This window comes from Cognatiyoonia sp. IB215182 (assembly GCF_033963905.1).
Classification (GTDB): domain Bacteria; phylum Pseudomonadota; class Alphaproteobacteria; order Rhodobacterales; family Rhodobacteraceae; genus Yoonia.
In genome coordinates, this window is record NZ_JAXBMB010000009.1 from 86,162 (window position 1) to 102,619 (window position 16,458).

The following is a 16,458-nucleotide window of genomic DNA, read 5'->3' on the forward strand; positions in this document are numbered from 1 at the left end:
GTGAGCGCCGGTTTGTGCATTTTGGGTTGAAGTAGCTGACGGCATCTTTGAAGGATTTGCGCGTGGAATAGTGCGACGCAGAAAGTGAAGCTGCCTCGCCGGTGATGAGAAAAGATGGGCAAGTGAACGCAAAGATCGGGCATAACTCGGGCCGGGTGAATGAGCCAGGCAAAAGCTGGCGCCGCCATGTGTGGACCAAGGCGCGCAAGAACCTGATCGGCACGCTTCCGGTAGAGGTTGTGCGGTTGCGGGTCAGACGCGCGAAAGAGCTGGGTTTACCCTACAAGACCTATGCCGGGTTTCGCGCAAGTTCGGGGCACGACCTGATCGGTTTTCTGTTTTCGAACAATGCGCTTTTGGTGCTGCGCGATGGTGAGGTGATGCCTTTGGCCAGGGCAGGCAAGCTTGCCAACCTCGTCCGGACCGATTGCACCGGCATCGCGCACCGCCCTGTGACGCCGATGCATCTCGCCAATTTGCGGGGGCTGGCGCGCGCCTTTGCGGCCCCCCGATTTAGCGATAGTTGGTCGGTCATGCGTGATCAAATACGCGCCATCGTGACATCGCAAGGACAGCCCGCCGATCGGTTTGTCATGGTCGGTGATACCGCTTTTGAGCGTGAATGGGCCGAGGCGGCGCGCATGGCGGGATATCTGTCTGCCGGCGATTTCTTTGATAGCACGTCAAGCCACACCTGATGCATCCCGCGCGGCACGCCACGTCCCGCTTCCGCACCCTTTTCAAAGGCGTGGTGCTGGGCTATCTGGCGGGCAACACGTGATCGGGGATGCAGATGAACCAGAAATTCGAAACGCCGGGCCCGGTCGAGCGTGACTGGTCGGATGCGATCAGCAAGATCGAAGACATCATCGAAGATGCTCGCAACGGTCGGATGTTCATCCTTGTCGATCATGAAGACCGTGAGAACGAGGGTGATCTGGTCATCCCAGCCCAGATGGCAACACCTGATGCCATCAATTTCATGGCCAAGAACGGGCGCGGGTTGATCTGCCTTACACTTCCAGGTGAGCGCATTGATGCGCTTGGCCTGCCGCTGATGGCGTCGCACAACTCGTCCCGGCACGAAACCGCCTTCACCGTTAGCATCGAAGCGCGCGAAGGCGTCAGCACTGGCATCTCCGCCGCCGACCGTGCCCTGACCGTGGCCACCGCTATCGATGCCACCAAAGGTGCCGCAGATATCGCCACGCCGGGTCACGTCTTTCCCTTGCGCGCGCGCGACGGCGGCGTACTCGTCCGCGCAGGCCATACCGAGGCGGCGACGGATATCTCGCGCCTAGCGGGTCTTAACCCGTCAGGCGTGATCTGCGAGATCATGAAGGAAGACGGCGAAATGGCCCGCTTGCCGGACCTCATCGCCTTTGCGCAATTGCACGGCCTGAAAATCGGCACGATCAGCGACCTGATCGCCTATCGGCGGCGGCACGACAACCTCGTCCGCGTTCGCGAAACCAGCATGATAACCTCTGAATTTGGCGGTGAATGGGAACTGCGCATCTACACCGACGAGACCCAAGGCGCGGAACATATCGCTCTGATAAAAGGCGATATTTCGACGCCAGAGCCCGTGCTGGTGCGGATGCATGCGATGGACCCGATGCTGGATGTCGTCGGTGTCGGCCCCAAGGGCCGCCGCGATGAGTTTGGCGACGCGATGGAACTGATTGCACAAGAAGGTCGTGGGGCGCTGGTTCTTTTGCGCGACGTGCATATGAAATTGGAGACGGATGAGGAAACCTCTCCCCAGACCTTGCGCCAATATGGGCTGGGTGCCCAAATCCTTAGCTCGCTCGGTATCCACGAAATCGAACTCTTGACCAACTCGCCCAAACCAAAAGTCGTGGGTCTCGACGCCTATGGGCTGGAGATCGTGGGCACACGCAAAATTTCGGAGATCGGATAATGGCCGGACCCGCTCATCACATCATGCCACTGCCGGAGTTCGACAAGCCGGTGAAAATCCTCATCGTCGCCTCGCCCTACTACAAGGATATCAGCGACCATCAGATCGCCGGCGCCAAGGCAGAAATCGAAAAGGCAGGAGCCACCTGCGAGGTTGTCAATGTCCCCGGCGCACTCGAAATCCCGACGGCCATCGGCATCGCGGAACGGATGAGCAATTTCGACGGCTATGTCGCCCTCGGCTGCGTGATCCGGGGTGAGACGACGCACTACGACACGGTCTGCAACGACAGCAGTCGCGCGGTGCAACTGCTTGGTCTGCAAGGGCTTTGCATCGGCAACGGCATCCTGACGGTCGAGAACTATGAACAGGCCGCGGTGCGTGCTGACCCTGCCCAGATGAACAAGGGCGGCGGTGCGGCGGCGGCAGCCTTGCACCTGATCGCGCTCGCTCGAAAGTGGGGCAAAGCCGAAAAGGCGGTTGGGTTTACGCGTGAGATCCTGATGGCCGGTGATGAGAGCGGCAAAACCACAGCATGACCCTTTCGAACAATCAGAAACGTAAGATGAAATCCGCGGCGCGGCTCTATGCCGTGCAGGCCTTGTTTCAGATGGAGTCATCCGGACAGACCGTCGATGCGATCATCCACGAATTCGAAGATCACCGCTTCGGCGCAAGCTATGAAGAAGGTGAGATGGTCGAGGGTGATGTGGACATGTTCCGCGCGCTCATGGACAAGGCTGTGAATGATCAGGCCCTGATCGACCAGATGACGGATCGTGCGCTTGTCGCCAAATGGCCTATCGCACGGATTGATCCTACATGGCGGGCGCTTTTCCGCGCTGCTGGTGCCGAAATGACCTTGAAAGAGACGCCTCCAAAGGTCGTGATCAGCGAATTTGTCGGTATCGCCGAGGCATTCTCTTCTGATGGCAAAGAGCCGAAATTCGTGAACGCGGTGCTCGACCACATGGCGCGCGAAGCACAGCCAGAGGCGTTTTCCTGAATTTCGTCCGACATTCTGCTCAGTCTCACCGAGCGGGTTAGCTGATTTTCAACCACTGAGGCGCCAGTTTGCCGAACAGTGTTTGCCAGCTTGCTGGATCAGCCTATGATACTCTTCAAGGAGATATGATATGCGATCGCATAACGAACCGGATCTGATGCGTCTTTATCTGCGCCATTGTGCCGTTGGATTTGTCCTGTCGGCTGTGTTTGTCGCGATGATCCTTTGGATGAACGTCGCTAACCTTGGCTATCTGGTCCAGCACACCGATGCGGGTTTCTTGGCGGTGTTCTTGCTTTGGTTTTTTAATGGCACGGTCTTCGGTAGCGTCCAGTTCGCCGTTTCGCTCATGCTGAACGCCGAGAAGGATGACAACGATAAGCCGGGCGGCGGTCTGGCAGTTCCGGTCCGCGTATTGGCACAAGATGGATCGGAGCAGCGCCAGCTTTAGGGTGTGACGCGTGGTGCCATGGAGGTCGGTCCTTTAGCGTTGTGAATAGTGCCTGGCACAAGGCGCGGAAATCGGTATTTCCTTTTCCGACGGATACATTCCAGCGTATGCTTTCTGCTATGGGGAACCTGGAGTTCGTCACGCAAGGGCAATACCCTGATCGTGTTGGTGACGGATTTTGCAATTTCGTGCCTGCGTTCCATTCGTTCAAACCCAAGCCCGCAGCGCAGGTAAGAAGCGGGAGAGTGTCCTGCAAATCGTGCCTAGTCAGCGTACGCGGCTAGGTTGTTTGGCTTCAGGGCAAAGGTAATTCGCGTGTGGAACGGTGCGCATAAACCAAAGTTATATGCCGCTAAACCTTTGGTTTGCAGACAAAATCGGGATGGAAGGGCTTAGCTGAGATACACCGGACTGCTACTTGGTCTGACTATAGATTTGTGGGAATGCGAAATGGGCCCTTCACAGAACAAATTTGCACCTATTGATGCGGTTGCCCTCGATCAGAAGGCGGAAGTCATGACTTTGAATGAAGCCCTGCAACGCGCATCGAAGGCAAAGCAGTCCGATCTGATAGAGCCAAATTCTATAAGCACCAAAACAGAAGCGTTGTTCCGCACCATGTTTCGCCGGCCAGTGCCGTAGCAGGTGGCGGGAACCGCAGCGACCGTCAGAGGTTTATTCCCGAGGACCTGTATATACAGGTGGGCGCCAGATAACTGAACCAGGGCTCAGACAGAGCCAGCTCCCTCGGATTTGCTTAAGGCCACTGGAATGTAACCCCGGAATGACTAGAAGAGCAGAAGCCCGCCGCCGCTAGAGGTAGGGGGTGGCGGGCATTTGGACAAGTGCTTTCGCGGTTTATTCTTCGACGTCGCCTTTGATCAGCCAACCGTTGCGACCAACCATTTCGACGGGGGCATAGGCCAGCAAGACACGCTCTGTCATCCCAACCATCAGCAGCGCCATACAGACTTCGTAAAACGTGATACCAGCCAACAATGACATAGGGCTACTCCTCATTCCGTTGGATTTATTATGTGGATGAAAGCTGCCGAAATCGTGACGCTGGCGTGGTTTTCAGGGCTATTAACTAGGGTCAATCGCCCGATTCATGTCACAAAGATGCGCGTTTTCGATGAACGGATCAGAGCGCCTTTTCGCTGAGTAGTTGAAAACAATATAGAAAATCGCATCCGAAAGATGAACGACGGATTTTTGACCTTACCGAAGTCTTAACTTGCGTGTCGCAACCCGGCCAATAATGCGACTCGCGATAGCGCCACCGCTTCCCTTGCATTTTGTTCATGTATTGTTCATGGTTTTGCCATGACCGTTGAGTTGACCACCTCCACACTTCTTCCCGGCCAGCTTCTCGCTCGCGGTGTCTCGCGCGCGATGCGCAGTCATGACTTTGTCAGCGTTGAAGAGTTGGTGCCGACATCCGGTCTGCGTGTCGACGTTATGGCGCTGGGCCCCAAGGGCGAGATCTGGATTGTCGAATGCAAATCCTGCCGCGCCGATTTTCTGTCCGATCATAAATGGCGGGGCTATCTGGAATGGTGCGACCGCTTCTTCTGGGCGGTGGATGGCGATTTCCCGACGGAGTTATTGCCGGATGACACAGGCCTGATCCTGGCGGATGCCTATGATGCCGAGATTATTCGCATGCCTGCAGAGACGCGTCTACCTGCGGCACGGCGCAAGGTCATGATGCAGAAATTTGCGCGTCATGCAGCCATTCGGGCACAATCAGCGCGTGACCCGGATTTCGTCACCCCGTTTTAAGGGCGCGTGCCGCGATCGCCGCAGCCTTGATCTCTTCCGCGATTTCCTCGGCCTCTTCTGGGTCAAAATCCATCGGAATCTCAATGCCGTCCGCCTCGACAAAGATCCTCACCATCCCCAGATCGGTCGGCCCGATTTGGATATTCGCGGTGATGTCGCTTTCCGTGTTGATACCCATGATCACCCCTTTCGCTTCAGCCCTTTGTCCTACAGCGCAAATTGCTTGATTGGCAAGGGTGGGCAAGGCAGGCTGCAGGCCATGGGTTTTGCCATCCGTCCCTTTGCCGCCGATGATGCCGACTGGCTGCTCGACCAGCATGCAAATCATTATGCGCGTGTCGAAGGTTTCGATGACACATTCGGCCCGCTGGTCGCGCAGATCGTTGCGGATTTCCTTGCTGATCATGATCCGGCCCGCGAGGCAGGGTGGATGGCGCATGAGGGGGCTGTTCGCTGGGGCACGATTTTCTGTGTGCGCCTGTCGGATGAGGTCGCAAAGCTGCGCCTGTTTTACCTGATACCAGAGGCCCGTGGTAGTGGGGCAGGGCAGGCTTTGCTTGATAGATGTCTGTCCTTCGCGCGTGACACGGGCTATCGCGGCATGACGCTGTGGACCCATGAACAACACGTGGCCGCAGGCCGCATTTACAAGCGCAACGGGTTTCTGCGGACCGACGCAAAACCTGTCCATTCCTTCGGTCGCGACCTGATCGAAGAGACGTGGGAGATCAGCTTTTGAAGGGTTGCAATCGCAGCTTCATAGGGCTAAATCCGCTGCCAGTGCCGCCTTAGCTCAGTTGGTTAGAGCGCTTGATTGTGGATCAAGAGGTCCCTGGTTCGAGACCAGGAGGTGGTACCACTTTCAGAATTCAAGAATTTTGAAAGTGTGTGGGTAAGCGATTGGCGCAGCCAATTGCGGCCACACCCGGCCGCCATTGGAGCGCAAATCGATGACCACCGTCACCTTCACAATCGGCTCCAACCCACCGCCACGGCTAGACAAGGCCCTTGGCCGCGACGTGCCCGCGGACTCGGCACTTAGCCGCTCGCGCCTTGCGAAACTGATCGCTGATGGCGCTGTCATCATCGACGGCACAGTCATCACTGACCCGCGCTGTCGCATCTCGGAGGGTGCGGAGGTGACGGTTACAATTGCCGCAGCCGAGGACAGTCATATCGGCCCCGAAGACATCCCGCTGGATGTTGTATTCGAAGACGCCGACCTGATTGTCGTGAACAAACCAGCAGGCATGGTTGTGCATCCGGCCCCCGGTACACCCAGTGGCACGCTGGTCAATGCGCTGATCCACCATTGCGGCGATACGCTGTCCGGGGTGGGCGGGATGAAGCGCCCCGGCATCGTGCACCGGATCGATAAAGAGACGTCAGGTCTGCTGATGGCGGCCAAGACTGACCGTGCGCATCACCACCTCGCCGCGCAATTTGCGGCGCATGATGTCGAGCGGCGGTATCTGGCGATCTGCTATGGTGTGCCCGCTTCGAACGATCCACGCCTGCGCGGGATCAAGGGTGCGTCTTTCGAGCCGGGCAATATCCTCAAGGTCCAGACCTTTCTGGGCCGCCACAAAACCGACCGGCAGCGGCAAGCTGTTTCGTTTACCGAAGGGCGTCACGCGGTGACCCGCGCAAGGGTGATCGAACCTTTGGGCGAGCCACCGGCAGCCGCACTGATCGAATGCTGGCTCGAAACTGGGCGTACGCACCAGATTCGTGTTCACATGGCCCATTGCGGACATGCCCTGATCGGCGATCCGGTCTATGGCGGGCGACGCAAGCTCTCTCCAAAGTCCGTGGGGGAAGCGGGTGCAGTGGCTGCTGCGCAATTCAATCGCCAAGCGCTGCATGCAGCGACTTTGGGGTTCGAACACCCGGTTTCGGGGGCAAAACTGGCGTTTGAAGCGGAAATGCCCGCCGATATAGGCAATCTCTTGCGCGCCATGCGCGAGAGAAACTGAAATACACGATGCCATGTGCGTGAACGCACAAAAATGTGTCTCGCCAAACTAAACCGACTAGTTCATATTTGTTTCACGGAAATTGATTAATCGTCTCTTGAAACGTTACGTCAACGTCCCCATATCCATGTTAAGCCTTTAAACATAGGAGGGCACAACAGTGAGTAACTACCAGAATTTGCCAGCCCCATCACCAGAGGGTGGGCTGAACCGTTATATGCAGGAAATCCGCAAGTTCCCCATGCTGGAACCTGAGGAGGAATACATGTTGGCCAAGCGCTGGGTGGACCATGAGGACACTGACGCTGCGCACAAGATGGTCACGTCACACCTGCGTCTTGCTGCTAAAATCGCCATGGGCTATCGCGGTTATGGTCTTCCGCAGGCAGAGGTGATTTCCGAGGCCAATGTCGGCCTGATGCAAGCCGTCAAACGCTTTGACCCCGAAAAGGGTTTCCGTCTGGCCACTTATGCGATGTGGTGGATCCGCGCGTCGATTCAGGAATACATCTTGCGGTCATGGAGCCTCGTGAAGCTTGGGACGACCTCAGCCCAGAAGAAGCTGTTCTTCAACCTGCGTAAGGCCAAGAACCGGATCGGTGCTTTGGAAGATGGCGATTTACGTCCTGAAAATGTGAAGCGGATTGCCACTGATCTGGGCGTGACCGAGGATGAAGTGATCTCGATGAACCGGCGCCTGTCGGGCGGTGATGCGTCTCTGAATGCGCAGGTCGGCTCTGACGGTGAAGGGTCGATGCAATGGCAGGATTGGCTGGAGGATGAAACCGCCAATACAGCTGAGCATTATGAAGAGCATGATGAGCTTGACGCGCGTCGCGCCCTTCTGGCTGAAGCGATGGATGTGCTGAATGACCGGGAAAAGGACATTCTGGTGCAACGCCGCCTTTCCGAGGAAAGCGTCACGCTGGAAGACCTGAGCAGCCAGTATGATGTTAGCCGCGAACGTATTCGCCAGATCGAAGTACGCGCGTTCGAGAAGCTGCAGAAGAAGATGCAGGAACTTGCACGGCAAAAGGGCATGCTGACGACTGCGTAAGCCTCCCGCGGTCAATGCCTCAGATCCCCGCCCGTCCCGGCGGGGATTTTTGTTGCAACCGCCTGCGGCGCGGTTCTTAGTTGGCGCGGATCACGGTAGGGAAGGCATCACCATGGAACCACTGCGTTGGGGTGTGTTAGGGGCGGCAAATTTCGCGCGCGAGCAGATGGCGCCTGCGATCCAGGTGGCGAAAGGTGCCGAACTCGCCGCACTTGCCACAACACTCCCGGCCAAGGCGGCGGGTTTCGAAGCGTTTGCGCCGGGAATAACGGTCCATGACAGCTATGACGCGCTGCTTGCGGATCCAAGTATTGACGCCGTCTACATTCCGCTCCCTAACCATCTGCATGTCGAGTGGACGATCAAGGCGCTTGAGGCAGGCAAACACGTCCTGTGTGAAAAACCGATGGCGATGGCCGCATCGGACTTTGACCGGCTCATCGCGGCCCGTGATGCGTCGGGCAAATTGGCGGCAGAGGCCTTCATGATCGTCCATCACCCGCAATTCAATCGGGCACGTGAGTTAGTGCAGGGGGGTGCAATTGGGCGACTGGTGCATGTCGATGCGTTTTTCAGCTATTTCAATGACGATGCGACCAATATCCGCAACCGCGCCGCTGCGGGTGGTGGCGGTTTGCGCGATATCGGGGTCTACACCTTTGGCGCGGCGCGCTTTGTGACGGGGCAAGAGCCGGAACGCATCCCTTACGCAAAACTGCGCTTTGAGAACGATGTGGATATCTTTGCACAGGTCGCCGCCGACTTCCCGGATTTCAGCTATGCCGCCGTTGTCTCCATGCGGATGTTTCCACATCAGGGCATCAATTTCTTTGGTGAAAAGGGCGTGCTGCGGCTGACCTGCCCGTTCAACGCAAATGTCTTCGACCTGGCCGCCCTGACGCTCGAAACCGACACCGGATCCGTGGTGACAGAGCGCTGGCCAGCCACGAACCATTATGTGCTGCAGGTGGAAAACTTCGGCAAATCGGTGCAAACTGGCGCGGCATATCCATGCCCGCTTGAATTCTCGCGCGGAACGCAGCACATGATGGACATGGTGTTCACCGCTGGCAGAGCCCAATAGGAGGGGACAATGGCCAAGGATCATGAAACTGTAGAATCCGACGCGACCGACGATCTGGAATCGATCTGGCTGCGCCTTCTGAACATGGTGATCATCGCGGTGCTGATGAGCATGGCGAGCAGCCTTTTGGGCATTCTGACAGTCGCACAGTTCCTCATCATGCTGTTCAACCAGCGCGAGCCGAACGAACAATTGGCAGAGATCGGGACGACAATGGGTGTCTGGATGGCCAAGGCAGCGCGCTATCAGACAGCGGCGAGCGAGGTCAAACCGTGGCCTTGGACGGAACTGGACTAGCCTGCCTTTTCACTGAGCTCTTCCTGATACGAGACACAAGATGCGCAAATCGATATTCATGGCGATTGCGATCCTTGTTGCCGCCTGCAGCCCGCCCGATACGATCAGTTTTGCTGCACCCAATCCCGCCGCAACAGTTGAAGATATCTTTGTTGTCACGCAGCAAAATGTTGCCTTGGGTCGTGACGCGTTTCGAAGCGACCGCTCGACCGTCGCGCGGCGTGCGCAGCTTTCGGTCTCAATCCCACCAACCCATGTTCAGGGCCAGATTGCCTGGCCAGATGGCCCGACTGACCCGCTGACAGATTTTGCTGTCGTCGATTTCGTGTTGCTTGAAAATGAGACCGCGCTTGAACGAGCCATTGCCGAGACAGAGGGCGATGCGGTCTATCTGTTTGTTCATGGCTACAACACGACCAGTTCCGAGGCGCTTTATCGTTTTGCCCAGATCGCACATGACTTCGATCTGCCTGATGCGCGTTTGATGTTTTCCTGGGCATCCGCCGGTGTGCCGGGCGCCTATGTCTATGACCGTGACAGCGTGCTTTTCGCTCGGGATGATCTGGTGGATTTGCTGACCGATATCGCCCGGAAGACCGACAAGAACATCAACGTGATGGCTCACTCAATGGGGGCCTTGTTGACGATGGAGGCGATGCGTCAGCTCGCCGTTTCCGGCAATCGCGATGTGTTGCGGCGAATGGACTCGGTGACCTTTCTGTCACCCGACCTTGACCCTGATATTTTTCGCGCACAGGCCAGCGCTATAGGGGAGTTACCGGAACCTTTTGTCATACTGAACAGCCAGACCGACCGTGCGCTGCGTCTGTCGTCATTGCTGAGCGGCGGGCGCGAAAGAGTAGGTGCAATCAGTAGTGCCGCCGATGTGGAGGGCCTGAATGTCACGTTCGTTGATATCACCAACCTCCGCGATGGCAGCAGCCTTGATCATATGGTTGCCTTCACATCCCCGGTGGCCATCGACGTGCTGCGACAGATGATGGATCAGGATGCCCTGCGCGAGTCCGAATTGTCCCAATTCCTGGTACTGAATCGCGACGGGTCGATCCTGTCCAACTAGGCTTCCATCGCCTCGAGTTCATCAATGAAGCCTTCGATCATGGATAGTCCCTTGTCCCAGAACTTGGGGTCAGAGGCGTCAAGGCCGAAGGGCGCGAGCAGGTCCTTGTGATGTTTCGACCCGCCCGCACGCAGCATGTCGAAATACTTGGTGCGGAAATCTGCGTCGCCCTCGCGATAGACGGCATAAAGCGCGTTCACCAATCCGTCGCCAAACGCATAGGCATAGACGTAAAATGGCGAATGGATGAAATGCGGGATGTAGGTCCAAAAAGTCTCGTACCCATCGGCAAATTCAAAGGCCGGGCCAAGGCTTTCCGATTGCACATCGAGCCAGATTGCATTGATATCCTCCGGCGTCAGCTCACCCTTGGCGCGGGCGGCATGCAGCTTGCATTCGAAATCGTAGAACGCAATCTGGCGGACGACCGTGTTGATCATGTCCTCGACCTTGTTGGCGAGCAGGACCTTGCGTTCTTCCGCACTCTCAGCCTCATCCAGTAATTTGCGGAATGTCAGCATCTCACCGAACACAGACGCCGTTTCCGCCAGCGTCAAAGGTGTTGAAGAGAGCATTTCTCCCTGTCCAGCCGCCAGAACCTGATGGACGCCGTGCCCCAGTTCGTGGGCCAGCACCATGACATCGCGCGGTTTTCCAAGATAGTTGAGCATCACATAAGGGTGCACGGTCGTCACAGTGGGGTGGGCGAAGGCACCGGGGGCTTTCCCCGGTTTGACGGCCGCATCGATCCAGCCCTTCGAAAAAAACGGTTTCGCTAAGTCGGCCATCTGGGGGTCAAACTCGCTGTAGGCGCTCAGCACTTTATCCCTTGCGGTATCCCAATCGACGGTTTTGTCGCTTTCCATCGGCAGCGGCGCGTTGCGGTCCCAGACTTGCAGTTTCTCAACGCCCAGCCATTTGGCCTTGAGCGCGTAATACCGATGCGACAGGCGCGGATAAGCGGCGACAACCGCGTCGCGCAACGCATTCACCACTTCTGGTTCGACGTGATTGGCCAGATGCCGCGCGGTCTGCGGCGTCGGCATCTTGCGCCAGCGGTCTTCGATTTCTTTTTGTTTGGCAAGCGTGTTGTGGATCCGGGTGAAGGTTTTGAGATTGTCCTGAAAGACCGCTGCCAAAGCGCGATTTGCAGTCTCACGTTTTGTGCGATCAGGGTCAGTCAAAAGATCAAGCGTGGCCTCAAGCGGGAGCGTCTCACCATCCAAGTCAAATTCCAGCCCTGCCATTGTTTCATCAAAAAGCCGGTTCCACGCCGCTGCACCAACGGTAGACTGGTCGTGCAGAAACCGCTCCAACTCATCGGATAGCTGATGCGGCTTCATCGCCCGCAGCCGGTCAAAGACCGGCTTGTAGCGAGCGAGATCCGCGTTCTCAGCCAGCAGCGCGTTGAGGTGATCATCTTCTAGCCGGTTGAATTCAAGGCTGTAAAAGACAAGCTGTGTGGTAAAGGTCGTGATCTTGTCCTGGCAATCGGACATGAATTTCGCACGATCCGCATCGGTTGTGATCTGATAGTAGCGCAAACCCGCGAATGACATGATGCGGCCCGCGATAACCTCAATCTGTTCATACCGCTGAACGGCTTTCAGCAATTCAGCGGCGTTGAGAGCAGCGAGTTTGCCAGCGTAGCTTTTTGCAAAACCGGCACATTCCTTTTCCAGCCAGTCCAGATCGCGTTGCAGTTCTGGCGCGTCGGTGCCGGTGTACAGATCGCTCAGATCCCATTCGGGCAGGTTGCCGAGGTCTTTGCCCCCCGTTGCGTTTGCGTCGAAAACCGCTTGTGGAAAATGCATGTCTTAACCCCCAGTTGTTTGGCCCTTCATAGGCCTCTCGCCCACTGGTTGCTAGCCGTATGTCGCCAACATTTCCTTGAGATCGTCGAGCGTATTCGCCTCATCCACCGGTTTGTCTTTACGCCAGCGGGACATCCGGGGAAAACGTAGTGCGACGCCGGATTTATGGCGGGGGCTGGCTTGGATACCTTCAAAGGCAATCTCAAACACATGGGTTGGTGGCACCTGCCGGACGGGGCCGAACTTTTGCAGCGTGTTCTTCCGCACCCAGGCGGTGATTTCGCGGAATTCGGCATCGGTCAGGCCGGAATAGGCCTTGGTGAAGGGGACCAGATCGTTGCCCGCGCGGACGGCGAATGTGTAGTCGGTAAAGAGGTTCGCGCGGCGTCCGTGGCCCGCTTGGGCATAGATCATCACCGCATCGATGGTCAGCGGGTCGATCTTCCATTTCCACCAATCGCCGCGTTTACGGCCAGACAAGTAAGGGCTGTCGAGTCGTTTGAGCATCAGCCCCTCCGCCCCGATCTCGCGGGATTGTTCGCGGGCTTTGGCAAGGTCGTCCCAGCTTGTGAAATCGACAGCTTCGGAAAGGCGAATAGGCGCCTCTGGTGGCGCGTCGTTGATCAGCGCCTTCAATTGGTTGCGGCGTTCGCTGAGCGCGGTGTCGCGGATATCCTGACCTCCATATTCCAAAAGGTCATAGGCCATCAGGATAACTGGCGCTTCTTTCAACAGCTTTTTCGGCACGGTTTTGCGCCCGATACGTTTTTGTAGCGCATTGAAAGACAAAGGCTTCCCATCGGCGAAGGCGAGGATTTCACCGTCGATGACCGTGCCATCGGGCAGATAGTCTTTCAGCTGTGCAAGCTCCGGGAAGCGGTCGGTCATCAGGTCCTCGCCACGCGACCAAAGGTGATGCTCGCCACCGCGGATGATCAACTGGCCACGGATGCCGTCCCACTTGCGTTCGGCGTTCCAGTCGCCCGGTTCGCCAAGGTCATCAAGGCTGTCCAACTGATACGCCAAGTAAAACGGATAGGGGCGTGAAAGGTCAGCCGTTGGGTCGTCCGCCTCAATCAGGTCTTCCCATGTGGCGGTGTCGGGAGTCCAATTGCCCATCAGCTTATGGGTCAGTTCCGCCTCTGGCTGGCCTGTGGCCTGCGCCAGCGCGCGGGTGATGAGCTTGGCACTGACACCGATGCGGAAGCCACCGGTCAGGAGCTTCGTAAACAGAAAGCGCTGCGTCGTGGGTAGGCTGTTCCAGGCCTGCAGAATGCCTGCCTTTCGCTCCTCCTCTTCCATGGCGGAAAGCGCTTTGATCCGGTTGATCCAGTAGGTGAGGGACTGGTCATCGTCCCCTTCGGCAGGGGGAAGCACCAGCGCGATGGTCTCGGCCAGATCGCCGACGATGCTGTAACTCTCTTCGAACAACCAATCGGGCAGGCCCGCAACCTCTGCCGCCCATTCGCGCAGGCGGGTGGCCGTGATCGTGCGCTTGGGGCGCCGCCCGGTGAACAGGGCGATGGTCCACAGCTTGTCGCTGGGCTCAGCGGTGCGGAAGTAATCGGCAAGCGCGGCCGTTTTGACCGTCGTTTTGGTACTTTCGTCGATGCGGGTGAAAAGGGTGGCAAAGTCCTTCATGCCTCGACCTCTTCCGCCTGATCGAGGTTTTCGCCGTGATAATCCGTGCTGACGATATGCGCGTCATAACCCTGCTCAGAAAGCCATCGTTGAAAGGCAGAGGTGTAGCCGTGTGTGGCGAAAACCTTGGTCGCGCCCGTGGCCTTGATTGCATCATTCAAGCCGTCCCAATCGGCATGGTCTGAGACGATAAAGCCTCTGTCAGCCGCCCGCCTGCGCCGTACCCCGCGCAAGGCCATCCACCCGCTGGCGAAGGCGGTGGAGGCCGGGCCGAAGCGGCGCGTCCATGTGGTGCCAAGCGCGCTTGGCGTCGCAAGAACTAGCGCGCCAGGATGTGTTTTGGCCGTGATCTCCGGCGTGGCGTAGACCGTCTCGGGCAGGGTAAACCCCTGACTGCGAAGAACTTCATTTGTGTTTTCGATGGCACCATGGGTGATGATGGGCCCGATATCGGGGTTGACCTGCGCCAGCAGCCGCTGTGCCTTTCCCAATGCATAGGCGCCGAGGATGGAGGTGCGTCCGGCAGCGGCATTGCTTGCCCACCAGTCATTGATTTGGCTCGTCAGGATATCCTGCGGGGTCCATTTGAAGATCGGCAGACCAAAGGTGCATTCGGTGATAAAGGCGTGGCATTTTACTGGCTCAAACGGCTCTGACAGGCCGTCATCCACGGTCTTGTAATCGCCAGAGACGACCCAAATCTCTCCCTTCACTGCGACGCGGATTTGCGCGGAACCCGGCACATGACCCGCCGGATGGAAAGAGACCAGCGCATCGCCAATCTGCCTCTCTTCGCCAAAATCGATAGTCTCCAGCGCAATCTCGCCCAGCCGGTGGCGCATCACCGGGGCGGTGCCTTTTGTCGCCAGATAGCGGCCCATACCGGGGCGCGCATGGTCGCTGTGGCCGTGGGTGATCAGCGCGCGATCCACCGGCTGCCAGGGATCGATGTAGAAATCGCCCGCCGGGCAGTAGATGCCGCGGTCGGTGAAGGTCAGGACGTCTGCCATGAAAACGAGTATAGACCGCCGGCCGCCCCCGCCAATGGTCGGGTGCGAAGACGTGGGTTTCGCGCGCCCCATCGGCGGGATAGACTGGGCGGTGGACACGAGAATGAGGGGGCCGATGACGCTTGACCCGGCGTTGATCCGCCAGACTTATGAGGCGATCAGGCCCGCCACGATGCGGACGCCGACCGTGCATGCGGCGCGGTTGTCGCTGCATCTCGGCATTGATCTGTATCTGAAACTGGAGAACCTGCAGCACACCAACGCCTTCAAGGCGCGCGGTGCCTTGGCGAAGCTGTTGACGTTGTCTGACGCCGAAAGGTCAGCGGGGGTCATAGCCTGTAGCGCGGGCAACCATGCGCAGGGCGTGGCCTATCACGCCAGCCGGTTGGGCATCCCCGCGACGATTGTGATGCCCGAAGGGACGCCCTTCAACAAAATCAAGCGCACCCAGGATTTCGGGGCTGAGGTCGTGCTGCACGGGCAAGGTTTCGATGAAAGCGTGCAATTCACGCTCGACTTGGCGGCGGAGAAGGGCCTGACCTTTATCCACCCGTTTGACGATCCGGTTGTGGCTGCGGGGCAGGGCAGTGTGGCGCTTGAAATGCTGGAGGATCAGCCCGATCTCGATTGCATCGTCATCCCAATCGGTGGCGGCGGCCTGATCGCGGGCATGGCGGTGGCGGCGAGATCCGCCAAACCTACCGTCGAAATCATCGGGGCACAGGCTGAACGGTTCGACGCGGTCAAAGCCCAATTTGACGCAGTGGCCACCAATTTCGGCGGCGCGACGCTGGCCGAAGGCATTGCGGTGCGTGAACCCTCACTGACAAATATGGCGGTTATCAAAGAATTTGTAGATCGCGTTGAGACCGCGAGTGAGCAGGAGATTGAAGCGGCTGTCTTTGACCTCTTGTCTTACGAAAAGATCGTGGCCGAAGGGGCTCCGGGCGCAGGTCTTGCGGTGATCGAAAAGCTGGCGCCGGAGTTGAAGGGCAAGAAGGTCGGCCTCGTCATCTGCGGCGGCAATATCGACTCGCGCTTGCTCTCCACCCTGATCCTGCGCGGGCTGGTGCGGGACGGGCGGATCACCCGCCTGACCTTTGAGATTGACGACACGCCCGGCCAATTGTCCGAAATCTCACGGATCATTGGTGAGGCAGGCGCAAATGTGGTTGAGGTGATCCACCAGCGCATGATGCAATCGGTGTCGCTTAAACAGGCGGAACTGGAGATCGTGATCGAGGCGCGCGACAAGGCTCATGTCGCTGAAACCGTGCAGGAATTGCGCGATGCCGGTTTCAAGGTCCGCGCTGACAGTGAACTGGGATAGAC

The 16,458-nt window shown here is 57.9% G+C and carries 19 protein-coding genes and 1 tRNA gene; 15 read left to right on the top strand and 5 right to left on the bottom strand.

Going from position 1 to position 16,458, the window contains the following annotated elements:
• Window positions 1-122: 122 nt before the first annotated feature.
• From SLH47_RS18785 to SLH47_RS18810, 6 genes are all read left to right on the top strand, one after another.
• The gene (locus SLH47_RS18785) at window positions 123-698 is read left to right on the top strand and encodes a hypothetical protein (RefSeq protein ID WP_320241651.1); all 576 of its coding nucleotides are present in this window, start codon (window positions 123-125) and stop codon (window positions 696-698) included.
• A gap of 95 nt (window positions 699-793) precedes the next feature.
• Complete coding sequence (ribB, locus tag SLH47_RS18790) at window positions 794-1,924, top strand: 3,4-dihydroxy-2-butanone-4-phosphate synthase (protein ID WP_320241653.1); 1,131 nt, start codon at window positions 794-796, stop codon at window positions 1,922-1,924.
• Window positions 1,924-2,463, top strand: coding sequence for a 6,7-dimethyl-8-ribityllumazine synthase (locus SLH47_RS18795; RefSeq protein ID WP_320241654.1), 540 nt, complete (start codon window positions 1,924-1,926; stop codon window positions 2,461-2,463). Before ribB ends, SLH47_RS18795 begins: the two co-directional genes overlap by 1 nt.
• Window positions 2,460-2,930, top strand: coding sequence for a transcription antitermination factor NusB (nusB, locus tag SLH47_RS18800; protein ID WP_320241655.1), 471 nt, complete (start codon window positions 2,460-2,462; stop codon window positions 2,928-2,930). The genes SLH47_RS18795 and nusB overlap by 4 nt, the downstream gene beginning before the upstream one ends.
• Window positions 2,931-3,060: 130 nt before the next feature.
• Window positions 3,061-3,381: a hypothetical protein gene (locus SLH47_RS18805; RefSeq protein ID WP_320241656.1), complete on the top strand. Its 321-nt coding sequence runs from the start codon at window positions 3,061-3,063 to the stop codon at window positions 3,379-3,381.
• 450 nt (window positions 3,382-3,831) lie between these two features.
• On the top strand, window positions 3,832-4,023 hold the full coding sequence (locus SLH47_RS18810; RefSeq protein WP_320241657.1) for a hypothetical protein: 192 nt from the start codon (window positions 3,832-3,834) through the stop codon (window positions 4,021-4,023).
• 216 nt (window positions 4,024-4,239) lie between these two features.
• Here SLH47_RS18810 and SLH47_RS18815 read toward each other — a convergent pair whose 3' ends face one another.
• Window positions 4,240-4,386, bottom strand: coding sequence for a hypothetical protein (locus SLH47_RS18815; protein WP_320241658.1), 147 nt, complete (start codon window positions 4,384-4,386; stop codon window positions 4,240-4,242).
• Window positions 4,387-4,707: 321 nt separating this feature from the next.
• On the opposite strand from SLH47_RS18815, the gene SLH47_RS18820 reads away from it, so the two are divergent.
• The gene (locus tag SLH47_RS18820; RefSeq protein ID WP_320241659.1) at window positions 4,708-5,166 is read left to right on the top strand and encodes an MmcB family DNA repair protein; all 459 of its coding nucleotides are present in this window, start codon (window positions 4,708-4,710) and stop codon (window positions 5,164-5,166) included.
• Here SLH47_RS18820 and SLH47_RS18825 read toward each other — a convergent pair.
• On the bottom strand, window positions 5,153-5,344 hold the full coding sequence (locus SLH47_RS18825; protein ID WP_320241660.1) for a DUF6324 family protein: 192 nt from the start codon (window positions 5,342-5,344) through the stop codon (window positions 5,153-5,155). The genes SLH47_RS18820 and SLH47_RS18825 overlap by 14 nt on opposite strands.
• Window positions 5,345-5,425: 81 nt before the next feature.
• Between SLH47_RS18825 and SLH47_RS18830 the strand changes: the two genes are divergently transcribed.
• From SLH47_RS18830 to SLH47_RS18860, 7 genes are all read left to right on the top strand, one after another.
• The gene (locus SLH47_RS18830; protein WP_320241661.1) at window positions 5,426-5,905 is read left to right on the top strand and encodes a GNAT family N-acetyltransferase; all 480 of its coding nucleotides are present in this window, start codon (window positions 5,426-5,428) and stop codon (window positions 5,903-5,905) included.
• Window positions 5,906-5,948: 43 nt separating this feature from the next.
• Window positions 5,949-6,025, top strand: a tRNA-His gene (locus SLH47_RS18835).
• Window positions 6,026-6,116: 91 nt separating this feature from the next.
• Complete coding sequence (locus SLH47_RS18840) at window positions 6,117-7,142, top strand: RluA family pseudouridine synthase (RefSeq protein WP_320241662.1); 1,026 nt, start codon at window positions 6,117-6,119, stop codon at window positions 7,140-7,142.
• A 160-nt stretch (window positions 7,143-7,302) separates the two neighbouring features.
• Complete coding sequence (rpoH, locus tag SLH47_RS18845) at window positions 7,303-8,199, top strand: RNA polymerase sigma factor RpoH (protein ID WP_320241663.1); 897 nt, start codon at window positions 7,303-7,305, stop codon at window positions 8,197-8,199.
• Window positions 8,200-8,311: 112 nt separating this feature from the next.
• Window positions 8,312-9,283, top strand: coding sequence for a Gfo/Idh/MocA family oxidoreductase (locus tag SLH47_RS18850; RefSeq protein WP_320241664.1), 972 nt, complete (start codon window positions 8,312-8,314; stop codon window positions 9,281-9,283).
• Window positions 9,284-9,292: 9 nt separating this feature from the next.
• Entirely contained in the window at window positions 9,293-9,580 is a 288-nt protein-coding gene (locus SLH47_RS18855) for a DUF4389 domain-containing protein (protein ID WP_320241666.1), read from the top strand.
• Window positions 9,581-9,620: 40 nt separating this feature from the next.
• The gene (locus SLH47_RS18860) at window positions 9,621-10,661 is read left to right on the top strand and encodes an alpha/beta hydrolase (RefSeq protein WP_320241667.1); all 1,041 of its coding nucleotides are present in this window, start codon (window positions 9,621-9,623) and stop codon (window positions 10,659-10,661) included.
• Here the strand turns inward: SLH47_RS18860 and SLH47_RS18865 are convergent.
• Genes SLH47_RS18865 through SLH47_RS18875 form a run of 3 tightly spaced genes read right to left on the bottom strand, consistent with a single transcriptional unit; the run spans window position 10,658 to window position 15,126 of the window.
• On the bottom strand, window positions 10,658-12,475 hold the full coding sequence (locus SLH47_RS18865; RefSeq protein ID WP_320241668.1) for a M3 family oligoendopeptidase: 1,818 nt from the start codon (window positions 12,473-12,475) through the stop codon (window positions 10,658-10,660). The two genes, SLH47_RS18860 and SLH47_RS18865, sit on opposite strands and share 4 nt — an antisense overlap.
• Before the next feature lie 51 nt (window positions 12,476-12,526).
• Window positions 12,527-14,116, bottom strand: coding sequence for an ATP-dependent DNA ligase (locus SLH47_RS18870; RefSeq protein ID WP_320241670.1), 1,590 nt, complete (start codon window positions 14,114-14,116; stop codon window positions 12,527-12,529).
• The gene (locus tag SLH47_RS18875; protein WP_320241671.1) at window positions 14,113-15,126 is read right to left on the bottom strand and encodes a ligase-associated DNA damage response exonuclease; all 1,014 of its coding nucleotides are present in this window, start codon (window positions 15,124-15,126) and stop codon (window positions 14,113-14,115) included. Before SLH47_RS18875 ends, SLH47_RS18870 begins: the two co-directional genes overlap by 4 nt.
• Between SLH47_RS18875 and SLH47_RS18880 the strand changes: the two genes are divergently transcribed.
• A complete protein-coding gene (locus SLH47_RS18880) occupies window positions 15,125-16,456 on the top strand; it encodes a threonine ammonia-lyase (RefSeq protein WP_320241673.1) in 1,332 nt (443 codons plus the stop codon). The genes SLH47_RS18875 and SLH47_RS18880 overlap by 2 nt on opposite strands.
• Window positions 16,457-16,458 lie beyond the last annotated feature (2 nt).

What these genes read in the sequence shown, in the direction of transcription:
- nusB (WP_320241655.1), top strand. Translation starts at nt 2,460, where the DNA reads ATGACCCTTTCGAACAATCAGAAACGTAAGATGAAATCCGCGGCGCGG.
- SLH47_RS18830 (WP_320241661.1), top strand. Translation starts at nt 5,426, where the DNA reads ATGGGTTTTGCCATCCGTCCCTTTGCCGCCGATGATGCCGACTGGCTG.
- SLH47_RS18795 (WP_320241654.1), top strand. Translation starts at nt 1,924, where the DNA reads ATGGCCGGACCCGCTCATCACATCATGCCACTGCCGGAGTTCGACAAG.
- SLH47_RS18805 (WP_320241656.1), top strand. Translation starts at nt 3,061, where the DNA reads ATGCGATCGCATAACGAACCGGATCTGATGCGTCTTTATCTGCGCCAT.
- SLH47_RS18825 (WP_320241660.1), bottom strand. Translation starts at nt 5,344, where the DNA reads ATGGGTATCAACACGGAAAGCGACATCACCGCGAATATCCAAATCGGG.
- ribB (WP_320241653.1), top strand. Translation starts at nt 794, where the DNA reads ATGAACCAGAAATTCGAAACGCCGGGCCCGGTCGAGCGTGACTGGTCG.
- SLH47_RS18815 (WP_320241658.1), bottom strand. Translation starts at nt 4,386, where the DNA reads ATGTCATTGTTGGCTGGTATCACGTTTTACGAAGTCTGTATGGCGCTG.
- SLH47_RS18850 (WP_320241664.1), top strand. Translation starts at nt 8,312, where the DNA reads ATGGAACCACTGCGTTGGGGTGTGTTAGGGGCGGCAAATTTCGCGCGC.
- SLH47_RS18865 (WP_320241668.1), bottom strand. Translation starts at nt 12,475, where the DNA reads ATGCATTTTCCACAAGCGGTTTTCGACGCAAACGCAACGGGGGGCAAA.
- SLH47_RS18880 (WP_320241673.1), top strand. Translation starts at nt 15,125, where the DNA reads ATGAAAACGAGTATAGACCGCCGGCCGCCCCCGCCAATGGTCGGGTGC.
- SLH47_RS18810 (WP_320241657.1), top strand. Translation starts at nt 3,832, where the DNA reads ATGGGCCCTTCACAGAACAAATTTGCACCTATTGATGCGGTTGCCCTC.
- SLH47_RS18840 (WP_320241662.1), top strand. Translation starts at nt 6,117, where the DNA reads ATGACCACCGTCACCTTCACAATCGGCTCCAACCCACCGCCACGGCTA.
- SLH47_RS18855 (WP_320241666.1), top strand. Translation starts at nt 9,293, where the DNA reads ATGGCCAAGGATCATGAAACTGTAGAATCCGACGCGACCGACGATCTG.
- SLH47_RS18820 (WP_320241659.1), top strand. Translation starts at nt 4,708, where the DNA reads ATGACCGTTGAGTTGACCACCTCCACACTTCTTCCCGGCCAGCTTCTC.
- SLH47_RS18860 (WP_320241667.1), top strand. Translation starts at nt 9,621, where the DNA reads ATGCGCAAATCGATATTCATGGCGATTGCGATCCTTGTTGCCGCCTGC.
- SLH47_RS18875 (WP_320241671.1), bottom strand. Translation starts at nt 15,126, where the DNA reads ATGGCAGACGTCCTGACCTTCACCGACCGCGGCATCTACTGCCCGGCG.
- SLH47_RS18870 (WP_320241670.1), bottom strand. Translation starts at nt 14,116, where the DNA reads ATGAAGGACTTTGCCACCCTTTTCACCCGCATCGACGAAAGTACCAAA.